This is a genomic window from Streptacidiphilus anmyonensis, from assembly GCF_000787855.1.
Classification (GTDB): Bacteria; Actinomycetota; Actinomycetes; order Streptomycetales; family Streptomycetaceae; genus Streptacidiphilus; species Streptacidiphilus anmyonensis.
In genome coordinates this window covers 112,448-136,543 of record NZ_BBPQ01000015.1, presented here as the reverse complement: position 1 = coordinate 136,543, position 24,096 = coordinate 112,448, and the positions used below count along the sequence as shown (strand labels likewise).

The window sequence follows — 24,096 nt, the reverse complement described above, 5'->3', positions numbered from 1 at the left end:
GCACGTGGCGGGGGCCGGGCGATGGCGGCGAAGAGCGGGGCGTCAGGGCGGAGCGAAGAGGTGGCGGAGGCGGCGGAGCCCGACAGTCGGGCCGCGGTCCAGTGGGAGCGGGACGCGGCCGGACAGCCGCGGTTGCCCGCGTCGCGGCGGCTGCCGGACCTGGAGACCCTGGAACTGCTGGTCGCGGTCGCCGACACCGGGAGCATCGGGCGGGCCGCCGCGCAGCAGCAGATCACGCAGCCTGCGGCCAGCGCCCGCCTGCGCACCCTGGAGCGCAAGCTCGCGCTGCAACTGCTCGACCGGTCCCGGCGCGGCTCGCGGCTGACGGCCGCCGGGCTGGTCGTCACCGACTGGGCGCGCGGGGTGCTGGACCAGGCGCACGTGCTGGCCGAGGCGCTCGCCGCGCTCCAGGCGCAGCAGCGTGGCGAACTGCGCCTCGCCGCCAGCCTCACTCTCGCTGAACAGCTGCTGCCCGGATGGCTGGTGAGTCTTCGTCAGGTGAGCCCCGCGACGCACGTCGGGCTGCGGGTCACCAACAGCCATCAGGTGATCGAGGCGCTGCGGCACGGCGAGGCCGATCTCGGTTTCATCGAGGGCCCGTTCGTCCCGCGCGACCTTCGCTCGCTCGCGGTCGGACGCGACCGGCTGGCCGTCGTGACCGCGCCGGACCATCCGTGGGCGCGACGCGGGACGCCCGTCTCCGGCGCGGAACTCGCCGAGACGCCGCTGCTGCTGCGCGAGCCGGGGTCCGGCACCCGCGAGACGCTGGAGCGCGCGCTGCGCCCCTGGGTCGGACCCTCGGTGCCGGCACTGGAGTTGGGCGCGACCGGCCCCCTGCGCAGCGCGGCGGCGCAGGGCGCCGCGCCCGCGGTGCTCTCGCTGCTCGCGGTCGCGGACGACCTGGCGGCGGGCCGCCTGGTCGAGGTGCCGGTGGCCGAGGAGGTCGCGCTCACCCGCGTCCTGCGCGCGGTGTGGCGGGCCGACACCGAACTGGCCTCCCCGGCCCGCCTCCTCCTCGACGTGGCCCGGCGCGGGGGACGCGGGAGGTAACCGCCGTCAGGCCAGCCCCGCGTGGCGGCGGGCGACCTCGGCCAGGGCGGCCCAGTCGCGGTCGCCGTCGCCGTGGGCGACCGCGTCGAGGAGCGCGTCGCGCAGTACGCCGCCGAGCGGGAGCGGGACGTTGACCTCCCCGCCTGCGGTCAGTGCGAGATTGACGTCCTTCAGGCCGAGCACGGCGCGGAAGCCGGCCGGCTCGTAGCGACGTTCGGCGATCATCGCTCCGTAGCCGGAGTGGACCGGTCCCGGCAGGATGCTGTCGGTGATCACGCCGATCAGATCCGCAGACCGGCCGCCCACGGCGTCCACGAGGGCGGCGGCCTCCGCCATCGCCCCGATCGCGCAGGCGATCAGGTAGTTGGCGGCGAGCTTGTGCGTGTTGGCGATGTAGGGCTCGTCGCCCAGCCGCCACGTCCTGCGCCCGAGGACGGCGAGGAGCGGGTCGACCCGGTCCAGCAGGGCGGACTGCCCGGCCGCGAGGATGGCCAGCTGGCCCGCCTCGGCGACCGGCGGCCGTCCCAGCACCGGGGCGGCGACGTAGCCGAGGCCGTGGTCGGCGTGGGCCGCGGCCGCGCGTCTGGCCAGGTCGACCGAGACGGTGGCCATGTTGACGTGCACCAGCCCCGGCCGGGCAGTAGCCAGCAGGGCCGGGTCGAGCATCGGCTCGACCGCCGGATCGTCCGCGAGCATCGACACGACCACGTCCGCGTCGAAGGCGCCGCGCAGGTCCCCCGCGGCGTCGGCGCCCTGAGCGGTCAGCTCGGCCACCGGGGCGGGCGAGCGGTTCCACACGCGGACGCGGTACCCCGCCCGCACCAGGTTCCCCGCCATGGCGCGGCCCATCGCGCCCAGTCCGACGAAACCGACCGTGAGCTCCTGCGTCATCCCGTCCGCTCCCCTCACCATGGGTCCCCGCGTCCGTTCGGGCGCGGACCTTCGCCACGCTAGCGGACTCCCGCGGCGCGAGCCGCGAGGGGAAGCGTTTCGGTTCGGCCCGAGTCGCCCGGCAGCCCGGGGCCTTCGGCCCGGGTCGCGCTCGGCGGGGACGATGCCGTGGCGCGGTCGCGGCTCGGCCTGGCGTCACGCGGGGCGGGCTTGGGGTGGCGCGGGCTGTTCGGACAGCCGCCTCGTCCGGGTCGTCCGGCGGGGCCGGGACTCCGGCCTGAGGCACCGCTCGGCGGGGTGAGGCCGTGGCGCGGATCGTCCGCTCCGCCCTTGGGCGGGGAGTCGGCCGCGCAGCTTGCGGCGCGGACGGATGCTGCGTCAGCCGCGGCGGCCCGGCTTGCCCCGGCGGGAGGCGGGCTTGCCGCCGCGCGCGGCGGGCTTCTGCTGGCGCTGCTGCTTCTGCGGCTGCGGCCGCGCCTGCTGCCGCTTCGGCGCCTGGTTCGCGGCGGCCGTCGCCGTCGCGCCGCGTGAGCTGTTGACCGTGCGACCGCGCACGATGCCGATCATCTCCTCGACCAGCTCCGAGTCGCGGTCCCGCAGCCAGGCGAGCGCGACCTGGGACTGCGGCGCCTCCCCCTCGGGGACCGGCCGGTAGGTGAGGTCGCGCCGGTGGTGGAGCCGGGCCAGCGACTGCGGCACCAGCACCACGCCGATCCCGGCCGCGACCAGCTCCACCGCGTCCTTCGTCGTCTGCGGCCGGTCCTTCGCCGCCTGGCCGGGCGGCTGCTCGGGCCAGCCGAGCACGTCGTCCTGCGGGTGCAGCACGAGCTCCTCGGCGAGCTCGGCGAGCGCCACCTCCGGGGCCTCGGCGAGGCGGTGGTCCTTCGGCATCACCACGACGGTGGTCTCGGTGTAGAGCGGGATCGCGTGCAGCTGGTCCTTGTCGACGGGGAGGCGGACCAGGCCCGCGTCCGCGTCACCCGCGCGGAGCACCGGCCCGCCCGCGTCCGCCTGGACCAGGACGAGCTCCAGGCGCGTCTCCGGGAGCCGCTCGCTCCAGACCCGGGCCCACTTGGACGGCGTCACGCCGGGGACGTAGGCGAGGCGGAAGGAGGAGGAAGCGGGCGTCTCGGTCACGCCGCCACAGTACCGGTGCGCGCCGTGCCCGTGCGCGCGGCGCCTGGCGCCTGGGGGGCGCAGTACCGGCTGTGACCAGGCGGGTCGCGCGGCTCGCTACCCTTGAGCCATGACTTCGAGCAAGCCCAGGACGACCCAGACCATGAAGCCCGCCACGGCGGCGAAGAAGCTCGGCGTGTACCTCGGGGCCACCCCGGCCGAGTTCCAGGAGGGCGTCGTCTCCCGGGACGAGCTGAACGCCATGCAGGCGAACCCGCCGCAGTGGCTCGCCGACCTGCGCCGCAACGGCCCGCACCCGCGCCCGGTGGTCGCCGACAAGCTGGGTGTCTCCGTCTCCGGACTGGTGCGCAACGGCCTGTCCGAGCCGCTGACCACCGAGGAGATCGAGGCCATCAAGGCCGAGAACCCGCGCTGGCTCCAGATCGAGCGCGACACCCAGGCGGAGGTCCGCAAGGAGAGCGTGCGGATCAAGGAGAAGCACGCGGCCGACGCCGCCCGTCGCGCCGCGAAGGAGGCGTGATCCGGGGATGACCCAGCCCGCCGCTGCCGCACTGATCGTTCCGCCGCTCTTCAACGGCCCGCCCGGTTCGGCCAACGGTGGGTACTTCTCGGGCGCGCTCGCCGCGCTGCTGCCCGGAGCCCCGGCCTCAGCCGTCGTGACGCTGCGCAAGCCGCCGCCGCTCGGGACCCCGATGCACGCCTTCGTCACGGACGAGGGCGGCGTCACGCTGCACCACGAGGACGCCCTGGTCGGCGAGGCCGCGCCCGCCGCCCTGGCGGGTCTCGGCACGCCGGAGCCCGTCTCCTTCGAGACGGCGAAGGCCGCCGAGCAGTCGTACCGGGGCCTGGTCCGGCATCCCTTCCCCGGCTGCTTCGTCTGCGGCACGCAGCGCGGCGAGGCGCAGGGTCTGCACCTCTACGCGGGCGCCGTGGCCGACCGCGACGGCCTCCACGCCTGCACCTGGACGCCCGACGCGGAGCTCGCGGACACCGACGGCACAGCCGTCCGGCCGGAGTTCGTCTGGGCGGCCCTGGACTGCCCCGGCGCCTGGACCATCGACCTGGAGACCCGTGACGTCGTCCTCGGCCGGATCACCGCACGGGTGCTGGGCGCGCCGTCGGTGGGCGAGCCCTGCGTCGTGACGGCCCGTCTGATCGCGCAGGACGGCCGCAAGCACACCACCTGCACGGCCCTCTACGGCCGTGACGGCCGGCTGTTGGGCGAGGCCGAGGCCCTCTGGATCGAGCTGCCTCCCCGCGCCTGACGTTCTCTCACGCTCCGGCGGGCCCGCCTTCCGGCGGTCCGCGTTCCGGTGGGCCCGACCCCTGTACGGGCCCACCGGAGGACGGTGATCCGCACCGCTTGACTCCGATCCTTCGACGCCGGAGCGCGCAGGTCCAGCCCCGCCGGACAGATGGCGGTCTTCTGGGACGGGATGGCTCGTGACCTGCGCCGACGCTGTGCGGTCCTGACAGTCGTCCGGCACTTCGACTCAGCGTGTACAGTTCATCCGGCGGCCCGGGGGAGTCGCCTTGAACCGCATTTGCCACGTATTTCGGCGCGTGAGGCGCCTGCTCAACCAGGGGGTGGTTGTGGCTCGCTGGAAGGTCCTGCCGGAGGGGCTCGATCCTGCAGTGGTCCGTTTCGTCGCGGAGCTGCGGCGCTTGAAGGACGAAACCGGCCTGAGCGTGGTCCAGGTGGCCGACCGCACCGGATACAGCGAGGCGTCCTGGCAGCGCTACTTCGGTGGACGGGCGCTGGCGCCGCGTGAGGCGGTGCAGAAGCTGGTGGAGTTGGCGGGAGCCGAGGCCGCCACCGTCTCCGCTCTCCAGGACGCGGCGCAGCAGGCCTGGAGGCCCGCCGGACCGTCGGCCACGACGGAGGAGGAGGCCGAAGCGGAGCAGGGGTGGTCCGACCCGCAGGCACTGGAGGACGCGCCGGAGCCGGCGCGTCGCCGGCTCCCTGACCTGCGGACCGCGCTGACGTCCGTGGTCTCCGCCCTGGTCGGCGCGGCGATCACGCTGGCCGTCGTCCAGCCGTGGAGCACCACGACGGCCTCGGCGGCGCCCGCCGCGGTCGCCAAGCCGCCCGCGAAGTCCCCGGTGGCCTACCGCTGCACGTACCAGCAGTCCGGCGGACAGTGGTTCGCGGGCAACAGCGCGACGGTCAGCGACCTGGTGATGGACGGCGACGCCGGTCCCGAGGTCGCCGAGATCCAGTGCCTGCTCCAGCACGCGGGCATCTCTCCCGGCGGCATCGACGGCGCGTTCGGGCCGATGACCCTGCACGCGGTCATCCAGGAGCAGTTGGCGCACCACATCGACGTCGACGGCCAGGTGGGTCCGCAGACCTGGGCGGCCCTGCGCGGATGACCGGCACGCCGGCCGCGTGCACCGTCCTGGCCGCGGAGCTGCAGCGCCTTCGGGCTCGTCACGACCTGAGCCTGGCGGCGCTGGCCGAGCGCACTCCCTTCAGCAAGTCGTCCTGGGGGCGTTACCTGGGGGGCAAGGCTCTGCCGCCGTGGCAGGCCGTCCAGCATCTGTGCGCGCTCGTGGGCGAGCCCGAGGAGCGCTTCCGGGCGCTGTGGACCGTCGCCGAGGCGGCCTGGAACCAGCGCGACGCCGTCTCCGCGCCGGAGCGGTCGGCCGCTGAGCCGCCGCCCGCCTCCGAGCCGGCGGCTCGCCACGTCGCCTCGACCGCGCCGGCCGCGTCGTCGGCGTCGTCGGTGGCGGCTGTGTCCGCGGGGTCGATCGAGCCGGTCGCGACCGACGTGTTGGAGCACGGCCCGCAGCGCGGTCCGGGAAAGCGGGCCCTGCTGGCCCTGCTGGGGGTGCTCGCGCTGCTCGCCGCCGTCGGCGTCGTTGTCTGGCAGGGCCTCGGCGCCGGGCGCCGCGGCCCTGTCGCCGCCGCCTCCGCGACGGCCTCCGACGGCGCCGCCGGCGCCGTCGGCTGCGTCGGCAGGGCGTGCGACGGAGGCGACCCGACGGCGATGAACTGCGGGGTGAACCCGCTGAGCCTCGGGATCTTCCGGCTCTCGCAGGGCGCGGAGGTCGAGATCCGCTGGAACGCGCAGTGCGGGGCCGCGTGGGCCCGGGTCTGGTCGAGCCAGGCCGGCGACCGGCTCTCGATCGCCGCCGGTTCCGACGTCCAGTCCAGGGTCGTGCCCGACCCCTACACGGCGCAGACCTTCTTCTACACCTTCATGGTCCCCGTCGTCCCCGGCGGACCGGCGCTCCGCGCCTGCCTGACCTTCACCGACAAGCAGTCGCAGTGCGTCTCGGTCCCCGAGCCCTGACCTGGCCGGATGTCGGTCGCGGGGTGGCCGGGGTCAGTCCGCGAGGGCGGCCTCGGCCGCCTTGAGGGCGGCGGCGCGGGCCTCGGGCGCGAGACCGATGCGGGTGCGGCGGTCGAGCAGGTCGGAGGCGTCGAGGGCGCCCTCGTGGCGGACGGCGTAGCGCAGTTCGGCCATCGTCGTCTGCGTGCCGGGGGCGATCGGGCGCAGCAGCGCCGGGTCGCCGCCCGCCTCGGCGAGCACGTCGACGGCCTCGGTGCCGTAGCGCTGGACCAGGCGCAGCGGGGCCTTGACGTGGGAGAGGGTGGCGCGGTCGGCCGCGCCGACGAGGGGGAGGGAGCGGGTGCGGCAGGGGGCCGCGGTGCGCCCGTTGGCGGTGAGGACGGCGTCGAGGGCGTCCTCGGCCATGCGGCGGTAGGTGGTGAGCTTGCCGCCGACGACGGTGACCAGGCCGTCGGGGGCGGTGAGCACGGCGTGCTTGCGGGAGACGTCGGCGGTGCGGCCGGAGCCGGTGTCCAGCAGCGGGCGCAGGCCCGCGAAGACGCCGATCACGTCCTCGCGCGAAAGCGGGGCGCGCAGCGCGGTGTTGAGGGTGCGCAGCAGGAACTCGATCTCCGCGTCCGTCGGCTCGGGCACGTCGGGGATCGGGCCGGGGGCCTCCTCGTCGGTCAGGCCGACGTAGACGCGGTCGTCGGGGGCGGGCAGGGCCAGGACGAAGCGGTTGGTCTCGCCCGGGATCGGGATGGTGAGCCCCGCCGTCATGCCGCCGAAGGCCTCCTGGCGGAACACCAGATGGGTGCCCCGGCTGGGGCGCAGCGTGATGCCGGTGGTGACCTCGCCGGCCCAGACGCCCGCCGCGTTGACGACCATGGCGGCCCGCAGCGGGAAGCTCTCTCCCGTCAGTTCGTCGGTGAGCGTCGCGCCGTTCCCGGTCGCGTCGCTGACGGAGCATCGGGTGAGCACCTGTGCGCCGTGTGCGGCGGCGGTGCGCGCGATGGCGGTCACCAGGCGGGCGTCGTCGGTCAGTTGGCCGTCCCAGAAGACCAGGCCGCCGCGCAGGCCGGCCGCGTCGACAGTCGGCGCGTAGCGCAGCACCTCGGCGCGGGACAGGCGGCGTGAGCGCGGCAGGGTCCCCGACGGGGTGCGTGCGGCGATCCGCAGCGCGTCGCCGGCGAGGAACCCGGTGCGGACCAGCGCCGCGCCCGACAGGCCCGTGCCCGGCAGCAGCGGCACGATCTGCGGCAGGGCGCGGACCAGGTGGGGAGCGGTCCGCTCCATCAGCACGCCGCGCTCGACCGCGCTCTCGTGCGCGATGCCGACCGCGCCGGAGGCGAGGTAGCGCAGGCCGCCGTGGACCAGCTTGGAGCTCCAGCGGCTGGTGCCGAAGCCGAGGTCGTGCTTCTCGGCGAGCACCACGGACAGGCCGCGCGAGGCGGCGTCGAGGGCGACGCCCGCGCCGGTGACGCCGCCGCCGACGACCAGCACGTCGACGACCGGCTCCGGCCGGCCGGCGGCCTCGCGCAGCGCGGCGAGTTCGCGCGCCCGGCGGGCGGCGTTCAGGGAGGCGGAGTAGCTGTGCTGCACGTTCACGCGGACGTCCTGTCTGCCGGGCCGGGTGGGGGAGGGGCCGCTGGGTGGGGTCAGGGGGCGAGGTAGCGGTCGAGCAGGCGGGCCAGCTCGGCGTCGAGCCGGTCCATCTCCGGGCCCGTGCCGTCGGCGGAGCCCGCGAGCACGGGCCCGGTCAGCGTGAAGGACCAGGTGGTGAGCAGCACCGAGCGGGCCAGCAGCGCCGGATCCTCCTCGCGCACCGAACCGTCGGCGATGCCCGCGGCGAGCGCCAGCTCCAGCAGCGCCAGCTGGTGGTCGGTGTTGGTGCCGCGGCGCTTGAGCAGGTAGGGCGTGAGGAACTCGGGGTCCGTCGCGATGATCGTGCGCAGCAGCTCGTGCGTGCGGATGCCGCGCGCGAGCGTCACCACGCCCTCGACGATGCGGGCGCGGGTGACCTCGGTGCGCGCGCCGGGCGGGAAGGCCTCCTCGGCGAGCTCGGTCCAGGCGCGGATGGTGAGCGTGGCCAGCACCTCGCGCACCGAGCCCCAGCGCCGGTAGAGGGTGGCGCGCGACACGCCCGCCTGGCGGGCCAGGTCGGCCATGGTCATCCGCTGCGGGCCGATGGTGAGCAGCAGGCGGTAGGCCGCGTCGAGGATCTGCTCCTCGGGAATGGCGTTCGCGGCCTTCAGCTCGCCCGTGCTGTTGATTCGCTGCGACATCACATGTAGAAGTGTATCAGCGGGCCCTCCGCCCGCACCCGACCAGTTCCGACCCAGCCGAGGACAGCTCCATGACCGCGTCCGAGAACGACCTGCCCGTCGTGGCGTTCCACCCCTTCCGCTGGGGCGACCCCGCGCACGCGGCGCACCTGCCCGCCGCCGCCAAGGAGACGCTCGCCGCGTTCGGCGTGAAGCAGCCCGCGCCCGCCCTGGAGCCGGCCGGGATCACGCTGCCGGACGTCGCCCTCGACGCCGCGACGCTGGCCGAGTTCGCCGCGGTCGTCGGCGAGGAGCACGTCAGCTCCGCCCACGAGGCCCGGCTGGCGCACACCCGCGGCTGGTCCACCCCGGACCTGCTGAAGCTCCGCTCCGGCGACGCCTCCGACGCGCCGGACGCGGTCCTCTACCCCGCCTCGCACGACGAGGTGGTGACGCTGCTTCAGCTGTGCGGCGAGCGCGGCGTCGCCGTCGTCCCGTACTCCGGCGGCACCTCCGTCGTCGGCGGCCTGGCCCCGGCCCGCGCGGGCTTCGCGGGCGTCGTCGCGCTCGACCTGAAGCGGCTGGACGCGGTCCTGGCGGTCGACGCGGTCTCCCGCACCGCCACGCTCCAGGCGGGCATGCGCGGACCGGCCGTCGAGGCCGCGCTCGGCGCGGAGGGCTTCACCCTCGGCCACTTCCCGCAGTCCTACGAGGGCGCCAGCATCGGCGGCTACGCCGCCGCCCGCTCCGCCGGCCAGTCCTCGGCCGGGTACGGGCGCTTCGACGAGATGGTCGTCGGCCTCACCCTGGCCACCCCGCGCGGCACCGTCGTCCTCGGCACCGCCCCCAAGTCGGCCGCCGGGCCGGACCTGCGGCAGCTGGTCCTCGGCTCGGAGGGCACCCTCGGCGTGATCACCTCGGTCACCGTCCGGGTGCGGCCCAGGCCCGAGGTCCGGATCTTCGAGTCCTGGCGCTTCCCCGACTTCGAGACCGGCGCCGCCGCGCTGCGCCGCCTGGTCCAGGACGGCCCGGAGCCGACCGTGCTGCGGCTGTCCGACGAGGCCGAGACCGGCATCAACCTGGCCGACCCGTCCGCCATGTTCGGCGGCGGCCCGGGCGGCTGCCTCGCCGTCACCGGCTACGAGGGCACCGCCGCCGACGTCGAGGCGCGCCGCGCCGGCGCCACGGCCGTGCTGCGCGAGGCGGGCGGCGAGCCGCTCGGCCCCGAGGGCGGCGAGGCCTGGCGGCAGGGCCGCTACCGCGCCCCCTACCTGCGCGACCCGCTGCTCGACGAGGGCGTGCTGATCGAGACGCTGGAGACGGTCACCTTCTGGTCGAACCTGCACGCGCTGCGCGCCGCGGTCACCTCGGCGCTCACCGACGCGCTCACCGCGCAGGGCACGCCGCCGCTGGTGCTGTGCCACATCTCGCACCTGTACGAGACCGGCGCCTCGCTGTACTTCACCGTCGCCTGCGCCCAGACCGACGACCCGCTCGCCCAGTGGCGCCTCGCCAAGTCGGCCGCGAACGAGGCGATCCGCACCAGCGGCGCGGCGATCAGCCACCACCACGGCGTCGGCACCGACCACGCGGCCACCTACGCCGACGAGATCGGCCCGCTGGCCGTCGACGCGCTGCGGGCGGTCAAGCGCGCCCTGGACCCGGCCGGGGTGCTCAACCCCGGCGTGCTGATCGAGAACCTCCCGCTGCGTGCCGACGCGGCGGTGACCGAGTGACGGCCCCCAGGTCCTTCACCGCCGTCGTCAACCCCATCTCCGGCGGCGGGCACGGCTTCGAGCAGTGGCAGCCGGTCAGCGACCTGCTGCGGGCCGGCGGGGCGACGGTCCTCACCGTCCCGACGCAGAGCCGCGAGCACGCGATCGCCGTGGCCGGGCAGGCCGCCGAGCGCGGCGACGTGGTGGTGGCGGTCGGCGGCGACGGCATGGTGCGCGACGTGGCCGACGGCGTGGTGCGGGCCCGCGGCACCATGGGCCTGGTCCCGGCCGGTCGCGGCAACGACCTGGCCTGGCGGCTCGGTCTGCCGACCGACCCGGCCGGTCAGGCCCGGCTGCTGCTGCGGGGCGAGCCGCGCGCGCTCGACGTCCTGGACGTCAACGGCGTCATCGCGCCGGGCAACGTCTACATCGGCATCGACTCGCTGGCCACGCAGATCATCAACGCCAACCGGCGGCTGCCCGCGCTGCTGGTCTACCGGCTCGCCCCGGTCCAGGCGATCCTGCGCTGGCGTCCGGCCGCCTACACGCTCGACCTCGACGGAAAGCGCAGCGAGGTCCGCGCGCACACCGTGGTCGTCGCCAACTCCGGCGCGTACGGGCACGGCCTGCGGATCGTCCCGCCGGCCGAGCTCGACGACGGGAAGCTGGACGTGATGGTGGTGGGCGACGGGCCGCGCCGCCAGGTGGTCAGCTTCATGGGCCAGGCCAAGAAGGGCACGCACGTCGACCGCCCCGAGGTCACCCTCGCGACCGGCACCTCGGTCACCGTCGACGCGGACCGGCCCGTGCCCGTCTGCGCGGACGGCGACGAGGTCGCCACCCTTCCGGCCCGGATCACGCTGCTGCCCGGAGCGCTCAAGCTGCTGGCGTGAGCGTTTCGGGCGCGGTCGTTGCAAACACGTGAACAGTCCTCCGTCCCTGGAACAATCGGATCCGGGACCGGGTTCGGTTCGTCGACCTCGTCGACGACCACCACGGACGGAGGGCTGCCGTGCCCCTTCCTTCAGAGCCGCTGTCTTCGCAGCCGCTGCGCAGACTGGGCTTCCTCACCATCGGCCTGTTCGACCGGGAGGACCCGCGTGCCGGGCACGAGTCCACGCTGGAGCTGATCGAGCTCGGCGAGCGGCTCGGCTTCGACAGCGCCTGGCTGCGGCACCGGCACCTGCAGTACGGCATCTCCTCGCCGGTCGCGGTGCTCGCGGCGGCGAGCCAGCGAACCCGCCGGATCGAGCTGGGGACGGCCGTCATCCCGCTCGGCTGGGAGAACCCGCTGCGGCTGGCGGAGGATCTCGCGACGGTGGACCTGCTGTCCGGCGGGCGGCTGAACCCGGGCGTCAGCGTCGGCCCGCCGACGCACTACGAGCAGGTGCGCGGCGCGCTCTACCCGGACACGGGCGACGCGGAGGACTTCGGCTACGGGCGGGTGCGCCGCCTGCTGGACTTCGTCGCCGGCGGGGAGGCCGGCGGCTTCAGCGGCACGGAGGGCTTCGAGGTCTTCTCGGAGCGGGTCGAGCCGCACGCGCCGGGCCTGATCCGGCGCATGTGGTACGGCGGCGCGAGCACGCGTTCGGCTCTCTGGGCCGCGGAGAACGGCATGAACCTGCTGACCAGCAGCGTGGTCAGGGCGGAGGGGGATCCGGAAGGAGACTCGTTCGACTTCGCCGCGATCCAGGCGGAGCAGATCCGCGCGTTCCGCTCCGCGCACCCCGAGGGCGCGCGGGCCCGGGTCTCGCAGGGGCTCGTCGTCATCCCGACGGACAGTGCGACGGCCGGGCAGCGGGCGAGGTACGAGGCGTACGCGGAGAAGCGGCTGCCGCGCACCAGGGCCCCGCAGGGCCCGGGCCGGCTGCTCTTCGCCCCTGATCTGGTGGGCCCGAGCGCGCAGATCGCCGAGCGTCTCCACGCGCACGCGGGCTTCCGCGAGGTGGACGAGGTCGCTTTCGCGCTCCCGTTCACCTTCGAGGCCGAGGACTACGTGCAGATCCTGACGGACATCGCCACGTCGCTCGGCCCCGCGTTGGGCTGGACTCCCAGCCCCGTCAGGTGAACTGATGCTGAATCAGTAGCCCTGGGTGCCGTAGGCGATGTTCTCGAAGGCGCCGTAGGTGGCGTTCGCGTAGCGGACCGCGGCGACGATGTTGTCGACCGGGTTCCAGATGTCGGTGTGACCCGGCAGCGCGTAGGTGTCGAAGGTCGGCACGATGGTCTGCATCAGACCCTCGGACGGGGTGCCCGCGAGGGCGTTGGAGTCCCAGTTGTTCACGGCGAGGGGGTTGCCGGAGGACTCGGTCATGGCACGCGCCTCGATGGCGGCGGCCGGCGGCACGTGGTCACCGTGGGCGGCGAGGATGGACTGGGCCTGCGCGACCCAGCCGCCCAGGTCGTTGCCGTAGGTCGGGGTCGCGGCGTTCGCGGTGGCGACGCCGCCGAGGACGGCCCCACCGGCGATGGCACCGGCGACAGCGAGACGGGTGGCCAGACGAGCCTTGCGGTTCATGTCACTCCAGGGACAGGGAACGGCAGCCGCGACCGTGGGAGGTCGTGTTCTCGTGCCGTTCGGGTGAGGCGCAGACATCTGTGACCGTGCGTGCGGCTGCACAACCGCAGGGAGCGCGATCGGTCTGCGTGGCGGTGTCTTCCCGCCGTCGGGGCGTCCGGCCCCGGTCCGCGGCCGGGGGGCCGCGGGCGTCGTCCCTGGCGAGTGGCTCGCCGTGGTTCGACCTCAAACACGGAAACACGGCGCGGAACGGACGGGCAAGGAAATGGACCCTGAAAGTGGCCGAGAGCACAGTTTGGGGAACAAAACGGACTAAATGCGCAGGTCAGGCGTGACCTGCGGCACAGGGCGCGCCGTCCGCCCCTGGACGGCGCGCCCTGCCGGGCGGGCTCAGGCGCTGGTCAGGACCACCAGCTGCCGGGTCGCCCGGGTCATGGCGACGTAGCGGTCGACGGCCCCCTCGACGCCCTCGCCGAACGCGTCCGGATCGACGAGGACGACCAGGTCGAACTCGAGTCCCTTGGACAGTTCGGGGGTGAGCGACCGCACCCGGTCGGTCTCCTGGAACCCCGGGTCGCCGATCACGCAGGCGACGCCCTCGTCGTGCGCCGCGAGCCAGGCGTCGAGGACCGCGTCCCGCTCGGAGACGGACCCGTGCACCACCGGGAGGCCGCTGCTGCGGATCGACACGGGCACGTTCGCGTCCGGCAGCGCGGCCCGGACCACCGGCTCCGCCTCGGCCATGACCTCCTCCGGCGTACGGTAGTTGACGCTCAGTGAGGCGACCTCGATCCGGTCCAGGCCGATCCGTTCGAGCCGCTCCCGCCACGACTCGGTGAACCCGTGCCGCGCCTGGGCGCGGTCCCCGACGACGGTGAGACTCCGGGACGGGCAGCGCTGGAGCAGCATCTGCCACTCGGCGTCGGTCAGCTCCTGGGCCTCGTCGACGACGATGTGGGCGAACGGGCCCGCCAGCCGGTCCGGGTCGGCGGCGGGCAGGGCGCTCCCGTCGACCAGGCTGTCCTGAAGGTCGCGGCCGTGCAGCATGGTCACCGCGCCCTCGCCGTCGTCGTCGGCCGCGAGCACGTCCTTGATGACGTCGGACATCCGGGCGCGCTCGGCCGCGACGGCCGCGTCGTGCCGGCGCTTGCGCCGTTCCGCCTCGGGGTCGCCGAGCCGCTGCCGGGCGGCGTCCAGCAGCGGCAGGTCGGACACGGTCCAGGCCTGGGCGTCCGCGCGCTGGAGCAGCCGGATCTCGTCGCGGCCGAGCCAGGGCGCGCAGTGCCGCAGGTAGGCGGGCACCGTCCACAGGTCGCCCACCAGGTCGGTCGGCTCCAGCAGCGGCCAGGCGCGGTTGAGAGCGGTGACCAGCTCCTCGTCCAGTTGCAGCGAGCGGCGGAACAGCTCGGGGGTGATGTCGCCGTCCTCGTCCAGGCCGAGCCGGTCCATGAGGATCGCGACCAGCTCCTCCCAGATCTGCTCGCGCGCCTCGTTGTGCGGCGTGCCGGGGCCCGGCGCGGCGAAGGCGTCCGCCCAGTCGTCGGCGGTCAGCCGGACGTCGGCCCAGTCGGTGGAGACGGTCATGCCCTTGGTCGGCGGCTCCTCGTAGATGCCGACGGCCCTGTCGACCGCCTTCACCATCCCGACGGTGGACTTGAGCCGGGCGACCTCGGGGTCGGCCTCGGGCCGGGCGGCGGCGCCCTCGGCGACCAGGTCGCGCACGGTGCAGGTCTGCACGCCCTCCTCGCCGAGGCTCGGCAGCACGTCGGAGACGTAGGCGAGGTAGGGCTGGTGCGGACCGACGAACAGCACGCCGCCGCGACGGTGCCCCAGGCGCGGGTCGGAGTAGAGCAGGTAGGCGGAGCGGTGCAGGGCGACGACGGTCTTGCCGGTGCCCGGCCCGCCGTCGACGACCAGCGCGCCGCGCGAGCCCGCCCGGATGATCGCGTCCTGGTCGGCCTGGATGGTGGCGAGCACGTCGCGCATCCTCGGCGAGCGGGTGCCGCCGAGGCTGGCGATGAAGGCGGACTGGTCGTCGAGCGCGGCGCGCCCCTCCAGGCCTTCGGCGGTGAACACCTCGTCCCAGTAGTCGGTGATCCGCCCCCGGGTCCAGCGGTAGCGGCGGCGGCTGGCCAGGCCCATCGGGTTGCCGTGGGTCGCGGCGAAGAAGGGCTCGGCGGCGGGGGAGCGCCAGTCGAGCAGCAGGCGACGGCCGTCGCCGTCGGTCAGACCGAGCCGTCCGATGTAGACGGGCTCGGCGTCCTTCGCGCTGACGATGTGTCCGAGGCACAGGTCGAGCCCGAAGCGGCGCAGCGCGCGCAGGCGGCCCGTCAGCCGGTGGACCTCCGCGTCCCGGTCCATGGCCGCCCGCCCCGCTCCGCCCGGGGCCTTCAGCGCGGCGTCGAGACGGTCGGACACGTCGGCGACCGCCAGCTCGAGGCTCTCCGCGACGGCGGCGAAGTGCTTCTCGTCGGCGCCGATCAGGTTCGGGTCGGCCTTGGGGGAGAGGCGGTCGGAGAGGGCGAAAGCGCTGGTGCTGAGGGGTTCCATGTCTCCCGTTTCGGCAGGTTTTCTGGCCTGGGCCGTCGATTGTGCGGCACCACCAGGGCCTTGCCGCAAGGCCCCCCATGCGCTATAGGTTGTTAGTGGCGGGAGTGGGCCTTGCGGCTTCACTCCCTTTTCTGTGCCCTCTTGTTCTGTGCCCTGTTGCGCCTACCCGACCCGCTGCAGCAGTTGCCCGCGGGTAATGGGGGCGTGGGTCGTCGACGGGACGGTACAGGCGTGCGCGCCCGCGACGGCGCCGTGGTGGGCGGCGCGCAGCGGTGACTCCCCCGCGAGCCAGGCGTGCAGGAAGCCCGCGGCGAAGGCGTCGCCCGCCCCGTTGGAGTCGACGACCGGGGCCGGCGGGGCGGCCGCCGGGACGTGGTGGAGGACGTCGTCCGCGAGCAGGTGGGCGCCGTCCGCGCCGGCGGTGGCGACGACGACGGAGGCGCGGCCCCGCTCCGCGATGCGGCGCAGCACGGCCTCCGGGTCCGCCAACCGGGCGGCGGAGAGGAAGACGACGTCCCCCGCGTGGGCGAAGGGCTCGTGGTACGGGTTGACCCCGTCCCAGTCGTGCAGGTCCGTCGAGAGGGTGACCCCGGACTCCCGCAGCGCCGGCAGCGCGGACGCGCAGGGGTGCGTGATCGAGACGTGCGCGTGACGGCTCACGGCGGCCAGCTCGCGCACGAGGGGCTCCGGCAGGCGGTCGTCGGGTGCGGAGCGCGTGTCGTCGTAGAGCGAGAGGCGTCGGCCCAGCGGGTCGACCAGGTTCACCGCCCGCTTGGTGCCCGCGGGTTGGGGGATCGCGGTGAGCGGGATCCCGTGCTCCGCGTGCAGGGCGCGGACCAGACCGCCCTCGACGTCGTCCCCCAGCAGGTCGAGGTGGTGCACGCGTAGTCCCAGGGCATGCAGTCCGAGGGCGAGGAAGTCGCCGGTCTGTCCGGCCCTGGTCTGTATCCCGGGTCGGATCATGTAGCTGTCGGCGAAGGGCAGGGGTAGCTCAGGGACGTGGACGACCGTGTCCACCCCGGCTCCGCCCAGCACCAGCACGTCGATCTCCGGGCTCATCGCACCCTCCTTCAACTGCGGTTTCGTGCCCGCGCGGCGCGGGTGAGGGAGAGTCAAACAGCCCAGGGGAGTGCCTGCAAGAAGATTCGCGATCTTGCGCAAGTGCTGCGGGACCGCTCGTCCCGGAAGGGTCCCACCCGGCAACCCCGTAGTACCAGGGAGCTACGCCGCAGGTGCGTCCCCCGGCGGGACGCCGACCACGGGCCCCGGTTCCTAGCTTCGGTACCGAACGCCGCACCGATCCGGTGCCGCACCGACCCGGTACCGAAGGGGAGTTGGGTCATGGCATCCCGTCCGAACGTCGTCCGGCGGCTCCGTCGAGGGCTGCTCGCGGCCCTCGTCGCCGCCTCCGTCGCCGTGCCGCTGGCCGGCGCGGCCCGGCCGACGGCCGTGCCGGCCCCCGCGCCCGCCGCCCTCGGACCGCTCACGGCGGGCGGCGGAGCCGCCGAACTGACGCATCGATACACCGCGAACCGCGCCGACATCGTGGCCGCCGAGCGCCTGGCCACGCGGTACGGGGACCGGCAGCGCGCCACGGAGCTCGCCGAACTGGCCCGGCCGGACCGGCAGTTCCTCTCCTTCGACGGACGCGACGGCGGCCGCACCGCCGAGGTCTTCGGCGACCTCGCCACCGCCCGCACCGTCGCCGTCTTCGTCCCCGGCTCGGACACGAACCTCGGCACCTACGACCGCTTCGCTGCCGGCGCGCAGGCGCTGGAGCAGCAGCTCGGCGGCGACGCGGCCCACGCGGCCGTCGTCGCCTGGCTCGGCTACGCCACGCCCGACACCGTCGGCCCCGCCGTGCTGACGGACGGCCGCGCCGACCAGGCCGCACCCCGACTGCAGGACTTCGTCCGCCGGTTGGAGGCGTTCCGGCCCGAGGCACGGACCTCGGTGGTCTGCCACTCCTACGGCTCCACGGTCTGCGCCCGCGCGGCGAGCGGCCTCGACGTCGCCGACATCGTGCTGTTCGGGAGCCCCGGCGTCGGCAGCGACATCCCGACCGTCTCCGGCCTGCACACCAAGGCCGCCGTCTGGGCCGGACGCGCGAGCGGCGACTGGGTCGCAAACGTCCCGCACGTCCGCGTGCCCGTGCTGTTCACCACGCTCGGCCTCGGCACCGACCCGGTCACGCCGGGCTTCGGCGCGCACCTCTTCGCCGCCGGCGCCGGCGGCCACAGCGACTACCTGAAGCCCGGCTCGGTGCCGCTGCGCAGCATCGCCGCGATCGTCTCCGGCGTCGCCGACCGCGGGACCTCCCACTGACGCGACCTCCCACCGCTGCGAGCTCCACCGCTGCGACCTCCACCGCTGCGACCTCCCCACCGATATGCCGCCTCCAAGGAGAACCCCGTGCGTCCCACCACCTCCCTGCGCCGGCTCGCGGCGCGCATCGACGCCGCGACACCACCGGAACGCGACCGCGCGATCGACGCCCTGCGCGCCTTCGCCATCCTCGGCGTGGTGCTCGGCCACTGGCTCGTGACCGCCATCGTCGTCGACAGCGGCAGCATCCACGTGGTCAGCCCGCTCCAGCACATGCCGGCGTTCACGCCGGTCTCCTGGGTCTTCCAGACCCTCGCCGTCTTCTTCCTCGTCGGCGGCCAGGTGGCGACCAGGAGCTACGCCTCCGCGAAGGCGCGCGGCACGAGCTATCCCGCGTGGCTGAGCGCCCGTCTGATGCGGCTGTTCCGGCCCGTCGTCGCCGTGCTCGCGGTGTGGACCGTCACCGCGTCGGCACTGTTGCTCGCGGGCGTCGACTTCGGGACCGTCGAAGCGCTGGTCAAGCTGGTCCTGTCGCCGATGTGGTTTCTGCTGGTCTTCGCCGCGCTGACGGCCGCCACCCCGCTGGTCTCCCGGTTGCACCCGCTGTGGCCGCTCGCCGTCGTGCTGCACGTCGACCTGATCCGCTTCGCCTTCGGCGGCCCCTCCTGGCTCGGCTGGCTCAACCTGCCGGCGGGCTGGCTGGTCCCCTACTGCCTCGGCGCGATGTGGGCCCGCGAGGGCCTGCGCGGCAGGATGACCGGCTGGGTCCTGCTGGTCGGCGGCGTGGTCGCGACCGCGCTGCTGATCACCCAGGCCGGCTACCCCGCCTCGATGGTCGGCGTCCCCGGCGGCAGGATCTCCAACCTCAACCCGCCGACCCTCGCCGCGGTCACCTTCGGCCTCGCCCAGTGCGGCCTCGCCCTGCTCCTGCTGGGTCAGCTGCGCCGGGTTCTGGCCCGCCCGGCCGCGTGGGCGGCGGTGGCACTGGTCAACCTGTCCGCCATGACGATCTTCCTGTGGCACCAGACCTCGATGATCGCGGTCACCGCGCTCGGCCTGCTGGCCGGCCACCCGCTGCTCGGCCTCCACACCACGCCGGACACGGCCTCCTGGATCCTCGCCCGCCTCGCCTGGCTGCCGGTCTTCGCCACGGCCCTCACTCTCTGCTGGCTGGCCTTCCGCCACCACGAGCAGGGCCGCCGCCGCTCCCACGGCCCCACCCTCCGCGTCGCCTCCTCCCCGGGCGCAGAACGCCTCCAGCCGGTGCGGTAGTTGCACTACCCGCAGGTTTCCCGCGCCGTTCCTCGCGCCCCTCCATAGTGCGACTGGCCATAGGGTGGTCCCGATGAGCGACGACGGGGGTCTGAGCGTGATGCGTCCGGGCGCAGCACTGCGCGCGCTCGTGCGCGCCCTGCGGGAGGACCTCGTCATGGCGGCGTTTCGGGAGCCCCGCCGGGCGCGGCGGGTGTCGCGCTGGATCGTCGTGCCGCTGTCCCTGGTCTCGCTGCTGCTGTTCGGGTTCGACCTCAACCAGTACGCCTTCTCCTACGCGCTGGGCGTGCCCTTCGGCATCCTCTTCGCGGGCGTCCAGTCCGTCGCGCTCGTCGGCGTGCTGTGGCGCCCGATCCGGGCCTGGTGGGCGTCCACGCTCACGATGCTGTTCGCCGCCTGGGCCGGGACGGCGTTCGCGCCGGGCCACGGGATCGTGTTCGCGCTGACCGACCAGGCGCGGAACGTGCAGGCCGGGTGGACGCCGATCACCGTCGCCATCCAGGCGGCCGTGCTCTTCCTGCTCGCGCTCCAGGTGCGCGGGCGGGTCGCGATCGAGGCGTTCGGGCTGAGCGTCTTCGCCGCGTTCCTGGCGGAGCTGTACAAGCCGCAGCAGCAGGTCTCCCCGATCGGCTTCGCGGTGATCCTCTTCGCCACCGTGACGCTGCTCGGCGTCTCCGTGCGGGCCGGGCGCGAGGCGCGGTCGAAGCTGGTGGAGCAGGAGGAGTTGACGGCGGAGGAGCGGGCCCGCCGCACCCTGCTGGAGGAGCGCAACCGGATCGCCCGCGAGCTGCACGACGTGGTCGCGCACCACATGTCGGTGATCTCCATCCAGGCGCAGGTCGCGCCGCACCTGGTGGAGAACCCGCCGGAGGAGCTGGTCGAGAACCTCGCCGGGATCCGCGCCAACGCGGTCGAGGCGCTCACCGAACTGCGCCGGGTGCTCGGCGTGCTGCGCTCGGAGGAGCCCGCCGCGGACGGGACCTCGGACGCGCCGCAGCCCACCCTGGACCGCCTCGGCGAGCTGCTGGAGAACGTGCGCGCGGCCGGCCTGACGGTGGAGCTGGTCATGGCGGGTGAGCCGCGGCCGCTGCCGCCGGGCGTGGAGCTCTCCGGCTACCGCGTCGTGCAGGAGGCGCTGAGCAACGCCATGCGCCACGCGCCCGGCGCGGCCGTGCACGTGCAACTGGACTACCGGGCCACGGGGCTCGGCGTGCGCGTCACCAACTCCGCCCCCGCGCGCCCGCCCGCGCCGTCACCCGGGGCCGGGCACGGGCTGCTCGGTATGCGGGAGCGCACCGCGATGCTCGGCGGCGAACTGGCCGCCGGACCGACCCCGGACGGCGGCTTCGAGGTGCTCGCCTTCCTGCCCACCGACGTGCCCGCCGACGTCCCCGCCGTGGAGGACCGCGCATGACCATCAAGGTGATGATCGCCGACGACCAGATGATGGTCCGTCAGGGCTTCACGGTGCTGCTCAACCTGGAGCCGGACATCGAGGTCGTCGGCCAGGCGGTCGACGGGCTCGACGCGTTGGAGAAGGCCGCCGAACTGCGGCCGGACGTGGTGCTGATGGACGTCCGGATGCCGCGCCTCGGCGGCATCGAGGCGACCCGCCGCATCACCGGCCCTGCGGACAGCGCCGTCAAGGTGCTGGTGCTGACCACCTTCGACCTCGACGAGTACGTCTACGAGGCGCTGCGGGCGGGCGCCAGCGGGTTCCTGCTCAAGGACGCCTCGGCGGCCGAACTCGCCCAGGCGGTCCGGGTGGTGGCGGCGGGCGAGGCGCTGCTCGCGCCGACGGTGACCAAGCGGCTGATCGCCGAGTTCACCCGCCTCCCGGGCGCCCCGCGCACGCCGCTGAAGGAGCGCGTGGGCGACCTGACCGAGCGGGAGACCGAGGTCCTGTCGCTGATCGCGCACGGGCTCTCCAACGCCGAGATCGCCGCGAAGCTCGTCGTCGCGGAGCAGACGGTGAAGACCCACGTCAGCCGCATCCTGGTCAAGCTCGGCCTGCGCGACCGCACCCAGGCCGCCGTCTTCGCCTACGAGACGGGCCTGGTGCGGCCGGCCGGCTACTGACCCGCGCGGTTCAGGCTCGCTTCAACGCGCCAGGTCCTGCCGTCAGTTCGATCCGCAGGCCGTCGGCGTCGACGTGCACCGAGGTGGCGCGCAGACCCAACGGGTAGGCGTGCTGCGCTCCTTGGTCCATGCCCTTGGTCAAGGCCGCGAGGCGCTCGGGGGCCAGGGCCTGGCCGAGTACCTGCGCCGACACCGCCGCGACCTGGACCCGCCCGTCGGCCACGCTCGGACGCAGCGTCAGCTGGGCCGCGCCGCCGAACCCCAGGGCGACGGTGACGGTGCCGGCCTGCGGATCGGCGGTCGCCCCGTCGACCGCGACCGAGGGCGCGGCGGACTGCACGGCGTCCGCGACCGCCGACAGCGGGACGGTCACCTCCGCGGTCGCGCCGCCGACGGTCGTCGCCGGGCCGCCGAACCGGACGTCGTCCAGGCGGACCTGGACGTCCACCGGTCCGAGGCGTCCCAACGTGGCGTCGTCACTGGACAGGTCGAGCCGCGAGATGTGCTGTCGGGCCAGGTCCCACAGGGCCGAGCCCCCGGCGCTGACGGTCAGATCGGCGCCCAGGCCCGGCGCGGCCGCGGCGATCCGGTCCCGGATCAGGCGCCCCGCCGCCCACTCGCCCGTCCCGGCGGTCGTCAACCCGGTCACGGCGAGGACGGCGACGACGGCGACGACCCGTCGGCGGCGCAGGAGGAGGGCGGGTCGGGCTTTCACTGGCCGTCCCCCTCCGGGTCGAGGTGCGGCAGCAACCGGTCCAGCCACCCCGGCAGCCACCAGTTGGCGCGCCCGAACAGGTACATCGTCGCCGGGACGAGCACCAGCCGGACCACGGTGGCGTCGATGACCACGCTGACGCCGAGGCCCAGCGCCAGCATCTTGACCACGACGTTGACGGAGAGCAGGAAGGCGAGGAAGACGCTGGTCATGATGAGCGCCGCGCAGGTGATCACGCGCGCCGTCGCGGCGAGGCCGGTGGCGACCGCGCGGCGGTTGTCGCCGTGGCGCAGCCAGGTCTCGCGGATCCGCGAGAGCAGGAAGACCTCGTAGTCCATGGAGAGGCCGAAGACGATGGCGAACATCATCATCGGCACGTAGGACTCGACCGGGACCTTCTCCGTCACCCCGAACAGCGAGCTGCCCCAGCCCCACTGGAACACCGCGACGACCACCCCGTACGCCGCGCCGATGGAGAGCAGGTTCAGCAGCGCCGCCTTGACCGCGACCAGCAGACTGCGGAAGACGCTGAGCAGCAGCAGGAAGGCCGCCGCGACCACCACGCCGATGATCAGCGGCAGCTTGGCGACCAGCTGGTCGGTGAAGGTCAGCCCGGACGCGGTCACGCCCGTCACGTAGCCGGTCGCGCCGCTGTCCTTCAACGCGTGGGGGAGGGCGGTGTTCTGGAGCGTGTGGAAGAGGTCGGTGGTGGCCCGGTCCTGGGGGCCGGTCGTCGGGGTGACCGTGCTGATCAGCAGGACGTGGTCGGGGCTCGCCGCCGGAGGCGTCACCGACGCGACACCGTGGACGGCCTCCAGGTCGGCTTGGAGCGTGGTGGCGAGCTGCCGGCGCGCGGACGCGTCGGCGACCTGGTCGCCGTCCAGCTGCACCACGACGGTCAGCGGGCCGTTGGCCCCCACGCCGAAGCCCTGCGCGATCAGGTCGTAGGCGCGCCGGTCGGTCCGCGAGGTGGGCTGGGCGCCCGCGTCGACGTGGCCGAGGTGCATCGACGCGACGGGCGCGGCGAGCACGGCCAGCAGCGCCACGCCCCCCGTCAGGAAGATCCACGGCTGTCGCCCGACCCGCGCGGCCCACCGGTGCCACACGTCGCCGTCCCCGGTCGGCTCCGCGACGGGCGTGCGCACGTGGAGCCGGTCGATCCGGCGGCCCAGCAGGCCCAGCAGCGCCGGGGTCAGTGTCAGCGACGCACCGGCCGCGACCACCACCGTGATCCCGGCGGCCGCGCCGAGCGCGCCGATGAAACCGATCCCCGAGGCGTACAGGCCGGCCAGCGCCATCGCCACCGTCGCGGCCGCGACCAGGACCGCGCGCCCGCTGGTGGCGACGGTCCGCCCCACCGCCTCGGCCGGGTCGAGCTCCTCCTCGGCCGTCAGCAGCGCCCGGAACCGGGTGGCCAGGAAGAGCGCGTAGTCGATGCCGACGCCGAGCCCCATCATCGCCGCGAGCGTCGGGGCCGCCTGCGCGAAGTTCGTGTGCGCGGCGATCAGGCCGAGCCCGCTGAGGCCCACGCCGAGCCCCAGGACGGCGGTGAGCAGCGGCAGCCCGGTCGCGGCGACGCTGCCGAAGCCGACCAGGAGCACCAGCAGCGCCACGCCCAGGCCGATCGCCTCCGAGACGGCGTCGGCCGACTTGGGCTCGGCCAGCTGGCCGAGCGGATCGCCGTACTCGACGGTGACCCCGTCCGCACGCAGCGGCCGCACCGCCGCGTCGACGCCGTTCAGGTAGGAGCGGTCGAAGCCGGCCGGGTTGCCGGAGAAGCGCACGGTCACGGTCCCGATCGCGCCGCCCGGGGCGACGGCGCCGGGCGCGCTCAGCGGGTCGGCCACGGACAGCACGTCAGGCAGGCGGCGCAGGCCGCCGACGGCGCTCTCGATCGCGGCCCGGTGGGCGTCGAGCGTGCCGTGGCCGGCGTCCAGCACGAGGGGGGCGGAGACGCCCGACGAGCTGTCGTCGCCGTGGGCCTTCAACAGGTCGGTGCCGGTCTGCGCGGCCGTTCCCGGCAGCGAGAAGCTGTCCGCGTAGGTGCCGCCCCACCGGTGGTTCGCGCCCGCCAGCGCGACGAGGAGGACCAGCCAGGCGGCGGCGACCCGCCAGGCGTGGCGGGCGCACCAGCGCCCGGTCCGGTGCAGCAGTCCGGGCTCGGCGCCCGCTTCGGTGATCATGGGCCTCACTGTGGCGTGGCGCGGTGAGCGCCGTGTTGGCGGAATGTTCGGGGAGTGTACGGGCGGGCGCGGACGGGGTGCGCGGGCCGGGCGGGTCCGGGTCGCCCGGTTAGCATCGGCCT

Annotated in this window: 21 protein-coding genes; 12 read left to right on the top strand and 9 right to left on the bottom strand. The window is 74.6% G+C overall.

Going from position 1 to position 24,096, the window contains the following annotated elements; all coding sequences use genetic code 11:
* Nucleotides 1-21 precede the first annotated feature (21 nt).
* On the top strand, nt 22-1,050 hold the full coding sequence (locus tag TR50_RS16915) for a LysR substrate-binding domain-containing protein (protein WP_084700452.1): 1,029 nt from the start codon (nt 22-24) through the stop codon (nt 1,048-1,050).
* Between the two features lie 6 nt (nt 1,051-1,056).
* On the opposite strand, the gene TR50_RS16910 is transcribed toward TR50_RS16915, so the two are convergent.
* Both TR50_RS16910 and TR50_RS16905 read right to left on the bottom strand, forming a co-directional pair.
* Nucleotides 1,057-1,941 carry an NAD(P)-dependent oxidoreductase gene (locus TR50_RS16910; protein WP_042421553.1) on the bottom strand — a complete coding sequence of 295 codons (885 nt, stop codon included), beginning with the start codon at nt 1,939-1,941 and terminating at the stop codon, nt 1,057-1,059.
* 378 nt (nt 1,942-2,319) lie between these two features.
* Nucleotides 2,320-3,078 (bottom strand): LysR family substrate-binding domain-containing protein, encoded by a 759-nt coding sequence (locus tag TR50_RS16905; RefSeq protein WP_042421551.1) that lies wholly within the window; start codon nt 3,076-3,078, stop codon nt 2,320-2,322.
* Between the two features lie 109 nt (nt 3,079-3,187).
* Between TR50_RS16905 and TR50_RS16900 the strand changes: the two genes are divergently transcribed.
* The 4 genes from TR50_RS16900 to TR50_RS16885 all read left to right on the top strand — a co-directional run bounded on the left by TR50_RS16900 (nt 3,188) and on the right by TR50_RS16885 (nt 6,374).
* On the top strand, nt 3,188-3,598 hold the full coding sequence (locus tag TR50_RS16900; protein WP_042421549.1) for a DUF5997 family protein: 411 nt from the start codon (nt 3,188-3,190) through the stop codon (nt 3,596-3,598).
* Between the two features lie 7 nt (nt 3,599-3,605).
* Nucleotides 3,606-4,343, top strand: a complete 738-nt coding sequence (locus TR50_RS16895) for a hypothetical protein (RefSeq protein ID WP_042421547.1) — start codon at nt 3,606-3,608, stop codon at nt 4,341-4,343.
* Nucleotides 4,344-4,641: 298 nt separating this feature from the next.
* A complete protein-coding gene (locus TR50_RS16890; protein ID WP_369405747.1) occupies nt 4,642-5,451 on the top strand; it encodes a peptidoglycan-binding protein in 810 nt (269 codons plus the stop codon).
* Complete coding sequence (locus tag TR50_RS16885; protein ID WP_042421546.1) at nt 5,448-6,374, top strand: helix-turn-helix domain-containing protein; 927 nt, start codon at nt 5,448-5,450, stop codon at nt 6,372-6,374. Before TR50_RS16890 ends, TR50_RS16885 begins: the two co-directional genes overlap by 4 nt.
* Before the next feature lie 33 nt (nt 6,375-6,407).
* On the opposite strand, the gene TR50_RS16880 is transcribed toward TR50_RS16885, so the two are convergent.
* On the bottom strand, nt 6,408-7,961 hold the full coding sequence (locus tag TR50_RS16880) for a glycerol-3-phosphate dehydrogenase/oxidase (RefSeq protein ID WP_042421544.1): 1,554 nt from the start codon (nt 7,959-7,961) through the stop codon (nt 6,408-6,410).
* 50 nt (nt 7,962-8,011) lie between these two features.
* Entirely contained in the window at nt 8,012-8,638 is a 627-nt protein-coding gene (locus TR50_RS16875) for a TetR/AcrR family transcriptional regulator (protein ID WP_152648439.1), read from the bottom strand.
* Between the two features lie 71 nt (nt 8,639-8,709).
* On the opposite strand from TR50_RS16875, the gene TR50_RS16870 reads away from it, so the two are divergent.
* From TR50_RS16870 to TR50_RS16860, 3 genes are all read left to right on the top strand, one after another.
* The gene (locus TR50_RS16870) at nt 8,710-10,353 is read left to right on the top strand and encodes an FAD-binding oxidoreductase (RefSeq protein WP_042421539.1); all 1,644 of its coding nucleotides are present in this window, start codon (nt 8,710-8,712) and stop codon (nt 10,351-10,353) included.
* A complete protein-coding gene (locus TR50_RS16865; protein WP_042421537.1) occupies nt 10,350-11,225 on the top strand; it encodes a diacylglycerol/lipid kinase family protein in 876 nt (291 codons plus the stop codon). Before TR50_RS16870 ends, TR50_RS16865 begins: the two co-directional genes overlap by 4 nt.
* 119 nt (nt 11,226-11,344) lie before the next feature.
* Nucleotides 11,345-12,400, top strand: a complete 1,056-nt coding sequence (locus TR50_RS16860; protein ID WP_042421535.1) for an LLM class flavin-dependent oxidoreductase — start codon at nt 11,345-11,347, stop codon at nt 12,398-12,400.
* Between the two features lie 12 nt (nt 12,401-12,412).
* Here the strand turns inward: TR50_RS16860 and TR50_RS16855 are convergent, their stop codons facing one another.
* The 3 genes from TR50_RS16855 to TR50_RS16845 all read right to left on the bottom strand — a co-directional run bounded on the left by TR50_RS16855 (nt 12,413) and on the right by TR50_RS16845 (nt 16,459).
* On the bottom strand, nt 12,413-12,850 hold the full coding sequence (locus TR50_RS16855) for a lytic transglycosylase domain-containing protein (RefSeq protein ID WP_042421533.1): 438 nt from the start codon (nt 12,848-12,850) through the stop codon (nt 12,413-12,415).
* A 390-nt stretch (nt 12,851-13,240) separates the two neighbouring features.
* Entirely contained in the window at nt 13,241-15,400 is a 2,160-nt protein-coding gene (gene helR, locus TR50_RS16850; protein ID WP_042421532.1) for an RNA polymerase recycling motor ATPase HelR, read from the bottom strand.
* Nucleotides 15,401-15,562: 162 nt separating this feature from the next.
* Nucleotides 15,563-16,459: a PfkB family carbohydrate kinase gene (locus TR50_RS16845; RefSeq protein WP_042421530.1), complete on the bottom strand. Its 897-nt coding sequence runs from the start codon at nt 16,457-16,459 to the stop codon at nt 15,563-15,565.
* A gap of 282 nt (nt 16,460-16,741) precedes the next feature.
* Here TR50_RS16845 and TR50_RS16840 point away from each other — a divergent pair, with 282 nt between their 5' ends.
* The 4 genes from TR50_RS16840 to TR50_RS16825 all read left to right on the top strand — a co-directional run bounded on the left by TR50_RS16840 (nt 16,742) and on the right by TR50_RS16825 (nt 21,076).
* Nucleotides 16,742-17,725: an alpha/beta hydrolase gene (locus tag TR50_RS16840; RefSeq protein WP_042421528.1), complete on the top strand. Its 984-nt coding sequence runs from the start codon at nt 16,742-16,744 to the stop codon at nt 17,723-17,725.
* Between the two features lie 87 nt (nt 17,726-17,812).
* On the top strand, nt 17,813-18,997 hold the full coding sequence (locus TR50_RS16835) for an acyltransferase family protein (protein WP_236654448.1): 1,185 nt from the start codon (nt 17,813-17,815) through the stop codon (nt 18,995-18,997).
* A 73-nt stretch (nt 18,998-19,070) separates the two neighbouring features.
* Nucleotides 19,071-20,411 (top strand): sensor histidine kinase, encoded by a 1,341-nt coding sequence (locus TR50_RS16830; RefSeq protein WP_152648438.1) that lies wholly within the window; start codon nt 19,071-19,073, stop codon nt 20,409-20,411.
* On the top strand, nt 20,408-21,076 hold the full coding sequence (locus TR50_RS16825; RefSeq protein ID WP_042421523.1) for a response regulator: 669 nt from the start codon (nt 20,408-20,410) through the stop codon (nt 21,074-21,076). The genes TR50_RS16830 and TR50_RS16825 overlap by 4 nt, the downstream gene beginning before the upstream one ends.
* Nucleotides 21,077-21,086: 10 nt before the next feature.
* Here the strand turns inward: TR50_RS16825 and TR50_RS42585 are convergent, their stop codons facing one another.
* Entirely contained in the window at nt 21,087-21,791 is a 705-nt protein-coding gene (locus tag TR50_RS42585; RefSeq protein WP_052441049.1) for an LmeA family phospholipid-binding protein, read from the bottom strand.
* Nucleotides 21,788-23,974 carry an MMPL family transporter gene (locus TR50_RS16815; RefSeq protein ID WP_042421521.1) on the bottom strand — a complete coding sequence of 729 codons (2,187 nt, stop codon included), beginning with the start codon at nt 23,972-23,974 and terminating at the stop codon, nt 21,788-21,790. Before TR50_RS16815 ends, TR50_RS42585 begins: the two co-directional genes overlap by 4 nt.
* Nucleotides 23,975-24,096 lie beyond the last annotated feature (122 nt).